The sequence below is a fragment of the Microbacterium sp. zg.Y909 genome (assembly GCF_024626565.1).
Genome location: NZ_JANJFJ010000401.1, coordinates 1 through 3,905, shown reverse-complemented (window position 1 = coordinate 3,905; position 3,905 = coordinate 1). Strand labels below are relative to the sequence as shown.

Annotated in this window: 4 protein-coding genes; 2 read left to right on the top strand and 2 right to left on the bottom strand. The window is 67.2% G+C overall.

Annotated elements, in window-relative coordinates:
* Positions 1-1,239 (top strand): RNA polymerase sigma factor (locus tag NQ160_RS20115; protein ID WP_257516877.1); only part of this gene is annotated, 1,239 nt, incomplete at its 5' end.
* Between the two features lie 14 nt (positions 1,240-1,253).
* Positions 1,254-1,952 (top strand): coenzyme F420-0:L-glutamate ligase, encoded by a 699-nt coding sequence (locus tag NQ160_RS20110; RefSeq protein WP_257516876.1) that lies wholly within the window; start codon positions 1,254-1,256, stop codon positions 1,950-1,952.
* Positions 1,953-2,284: 332 nt separating this feature from the next.
* Here the strand turns inward: NQ160_RS20110 and NQ160_RS20105 are convergent, their stop codons facing one another.
* Both NQ160_RS20105 and NQ160_RS20100 read right to left on the bottom strand, forming a co-directional pair.
* Positions 2,285-3,310, bottom strand: a complete 1,026-nt coding sequence (locus tag NQ160_RS20105; RefSeq protein WP_257516875.1) for a sugar-transfer associated ATP-grasp domain-containing protein — start codon at positions 3,308-3,310, stop codon at positions 2,285-2,287.
* A gap of 77 nt (positions 3,311-3,387) precedes the next feature.
* Positions 3,388-3,612, bottom strand: coding sequence for a DUF7455 domain-containing protein (locus tag NQ160_RS20100; RefSeq protein ID WP_374113686.1), 225 nt, complete (start codon positions 3,610-3,612; stop codon positions 3,388-3,390).
* Between the last annotated feature and the right edge of the window lie 293 nt (positions 3,613-3,905).

The following is a 3,905-nucleotide window of genomic DNA, read 5'->3' as shown; positions in this document are numbered from 1 at the left end:
AAGAAGGCGCCCGCGAAGAAGGCACCCGCGAAGAAGGCGGCCACCTCGAAGGCCAAGTCCGACGAGGAAGACATCGACGAAGAGGAGATCGGCGACGTCGACCTCGAAGTCGACGTCGACGCATCGGATGCCGACGACGACGCGCCTGCCACCCCGGCTCGCACCAAGGCCAAGCCGGGCGACGAGGCGGCATCCGACGACGATGACGACGATGACGACGACAAGAAGAAGCCGGCCTTCAGTGAGCCGCTTCCGACGGGCGCGATCGTCATCTCCTCGAGCGATGAGGACGACGTCCCCGTCTACTCGACGCAGATCACCGGCGCGACCGCCGACCCGGTCAAGGACTACCTGAAGCAGATCGGCAAGGTGCCGCTGCTGAACGCGGCCGAAGAGGTCGAGCTCGCGATGCGCATCGAGGCGGGACTGTTCGCCGAAGAGAAGCTGTCGCACATGTCGGCTTCGGAGAAGTCGTCGCAGCTGGGCCTGGACCTGCAGTGGGTCGCCCGCGACGGCCACCGCGCCAAGAGCCACCTGCTGGGTGCCAACCTGCGCCTGGTCGTCTCGCTCGCCAAGCGCTACACCGGTCGTGGCATGCAGTTCCTGGACCTCATCCAGGAGGGCAACCTGGGCCTCATCCGCGCGGTCGAGAAGTTCGACTACACCAAGGGCTTCAAGTTCTCGACGTACGCCACCTGGTGGATCCGTCAGGCGATCACCCGCGCCATGGCCGACCAGGCCCGCACCATCCGCATTCCGGTGCACATGGTCGAGGTCATCAACAAGCTGGCCCGCGTGCAGCGGCAGATGCTGCAGGACCTGGGCCGCGAGCCCACGCCCGAGGAGCTCAGCCGTGAGCTGGACATGACGCCTGAGAAGGTCGTCGAGGTTCAGAAGTACGGCCGTGAGCCCATCTCGCTGCACACCCCGCTCGGCGAGGACGGCGACAGCGAGTTCGGCGACCTGATCGAAGACACCGAGGCGGTCGTGCCGGCCGACGCGGTGGGCTTCACCATGCTTCAGCGCCAGCTCGAGTCGCTGCTGGACTCGCTCTCGGAGCGCGAGGCCGGTGTCATCCGCATGCGCTTCGGCCTGGGCGACGGCCAGCCGAAGACCCTCGACCAGATCGGCGACACCTTCGGTGTGACCCGCGAGCGGATCCGCCAGATCGAGTCGAAGACGATGGCGAAGCTGCGGCATCCGTCGCGTTCGCAGTCGCTGCGGGACTACCTCGAGTGATGGGCGAGGTTCCGATGTCGGCCGTGCCCAACGATGGCAAGGCCCTGACCGTGACGGTGGACGGCGCCACGTTCGAGCGGATTCCGATCCGCACGCGCGTGGTCATGCCCGAGGACGATCTCGACGCATTCATCCGCGAGTATGCGGCGGACGTCGTGCAGCCGGGCGACCTGCTGTTCGTGACGGAGAAGATCGTCGCGATCACGCAGGGCCGGTCGTACCCGATCGACTCGGTGCAGCCCCGCAAGCTGGCGAAGTTCCTGTCGAAGTACGTCACGAAGACCTCATACGGCATCGGCCTCGGCATGCCCGAGACGATGGAGATGGCGCTACGGGAGTGCGGCACGCCGCGCATCCTGTTCGCCGCCGCCGTCGCCGCGGTCACGAAGGCGTTCGGTCGCAAGGGCGACTTCTACCGCATCGCCGGCGACAAGGCGCGCGCCATCGACGGCCCGACCAGCGGCACGATCCCGCCGTACAACAAGGCTGTCGTGCTCGGGCCCGAGCGTCCGCGTGAGGTTGCCGCCCACCTGCAGCAGCTGCTGGGTGGCGGCTTCGACGTCGCCGTGGTCGACATCAACGACATCGGCGGCAACATCCTCGGCTCGACGCTGGACAAGGGCAGGGAGGCGCTTCTCGTGCGCATCCTCCGCGACAACCCGCTGGGCCAGGGCCACCAGTCCACGCCGCTCGGGATCGTCCGCCCCTCCTGACGCCGACGCCGACGCCGACGCCGACGCCGAGTGAGTATTCGGCACATCGAGTGAGTATTCGACCCCGCGAGTGAGCACTCGCGGGGTCGTTTGCGTCGGCCGAGTGAGTATTCGTCGCCTCCGTCGTGCCGGAGGCTCACTCGGGTTCGGTCGCACGGTGGGTGCGTCCTCAACGGCATCCATCGGCGGCCGTGACACCAGCCGCGATTGTTGGCGGCACGGCCTAGACGAGAGGATCACGGCCGGCAGGATGCCGGCTCAGCGCCGTGGCAGGCGCGGCTCAGACGCCGCGAATACTCACTCGGCCGCGCGAATACTCACTCGGCAGCGAGTCAGAAGCCCATCGCGGCACGGTAACGGGGGAGGTGCCCGTGACGGATGCCCGTCGCGGTCGGCTTGTTCTCGAACACACCCGCACCCCAGTTGCCCTCGACCAGCAGCGGCCGCTCCGGCCCGACGACGATGTCCCAGCCGACGTAGCGCACCTGCGGCACCACGAGGGCGACGTCCGTGACCAGCTCGCGCACCTGATCCATCAGCGGCAGCTGGAAATCCGCGATGCGGTAGCCGGTCTCGGGGTGCGTCTCGTACAGGTGCCCATGAACGTCATAGCCCTTGCCGAGCGCGTGCCCGTTCTCGTCGAGCACCGTGTAGAAGCCGCCGAACGACCCCTGGTCGCTCACCTGCCCACGCCCGAACTTCTGCGCCATGTTGATGATCTCGACCGTGCCGTCGTCCTTCACGAACGTCGTCACCCGCGTGGTGTTGACGGTGCCGGGGCACGTTGCCGCGATGTCAGGGTGCTGCTCGATGTTCTCCTCGATCAGCACCTCGCCGCGCGAGATCAGGTCGCTGTGGAAGGCCGCCCAGTCCTCGACCTCCGAGGCCAGGTACCGACGCACGCCCAGCCCGGACTTGCTGACCGGCACCTTGGCGATGAGCACGGGATGCCGCTGCGCGAAAGCCTCGAGTTCGGCCGCGTTGCCGGCGGTCAGCTCGAGCCACTCCCGACCGAGGAACCGGTCGAAGTCACGGTTGAAATCGATCTTGTTGTGGAACCGGTGCACGTGCGCGGGGTCGTCATACCGGTTGGAGAGCTCCAGCGCGAGCGGACTGGTCACCCAGGTGGCGCGCTCGGCGCGTGTGAGGATCGCGAAGTCGAACTCCAGATAGTCGTTGAACCCGACGCGGTGGCGGGCGGCCGACCAGAGCATGTCGGCGAGGACGACGGGGTATCGCTTGCCGTGCACCTTCGCGGTGAAGCGTGCCCGGTCGGTCACCGACGCGACGTCGATACGACGGGCGCGCTCGAGCAGAACGCGGAAACGGTGTTGAAGCGCGAGGCCACGCGAGGCCATGAAAGTCCTCCCCGGACGAAAAAGCGGTGCCCCGCCAGTCTAGGCGGGGCACCGCAACAGGCCGTGACGGCCCTGGGTCAGTGGGACTCGATCAGCCGCGCCGTCTCGTCGTGCCAGCTCGTGGCGACGGCACGCAGCTTCTCTTCGTACTTGCGCCCGTGGTGAGCGCAGAAGAGCAGTTCGCTGCCGTTCACCTCTGCGGCGATGTACGCCTGCGCTCCGCAGGAATCGCATCGGTCGGCCGCGGTCAGGCGGTAGTCGAGGACGGCGGTCTGGTGGTCGTGTGTTGAGGTCATGCTCATCTCGGTGCCTCCTCGGGATGTCGCGCTGCTGTCGGTCTCCACATACAACCACGCAGACCTCCGAATCATGCCCCGCGGCAGGGACATTTCGCTCAGCGCGTACGCCCGCGACCGCGCCGGGCGTGTCAGTCTGCTGTCGGCCGAGTGTGTCGAGGGCCTGCTGTCGGCCGCCCCGGATAATCTTGAGGATTGTGACTTCCGAGTACTCCGCCCATCATCTCCAGGTATTGGAAGGTCTCGAGGCCGTACGCAAGCGGCCCGGCATGTACATCGGCTCGACCGACTCGCGCGGC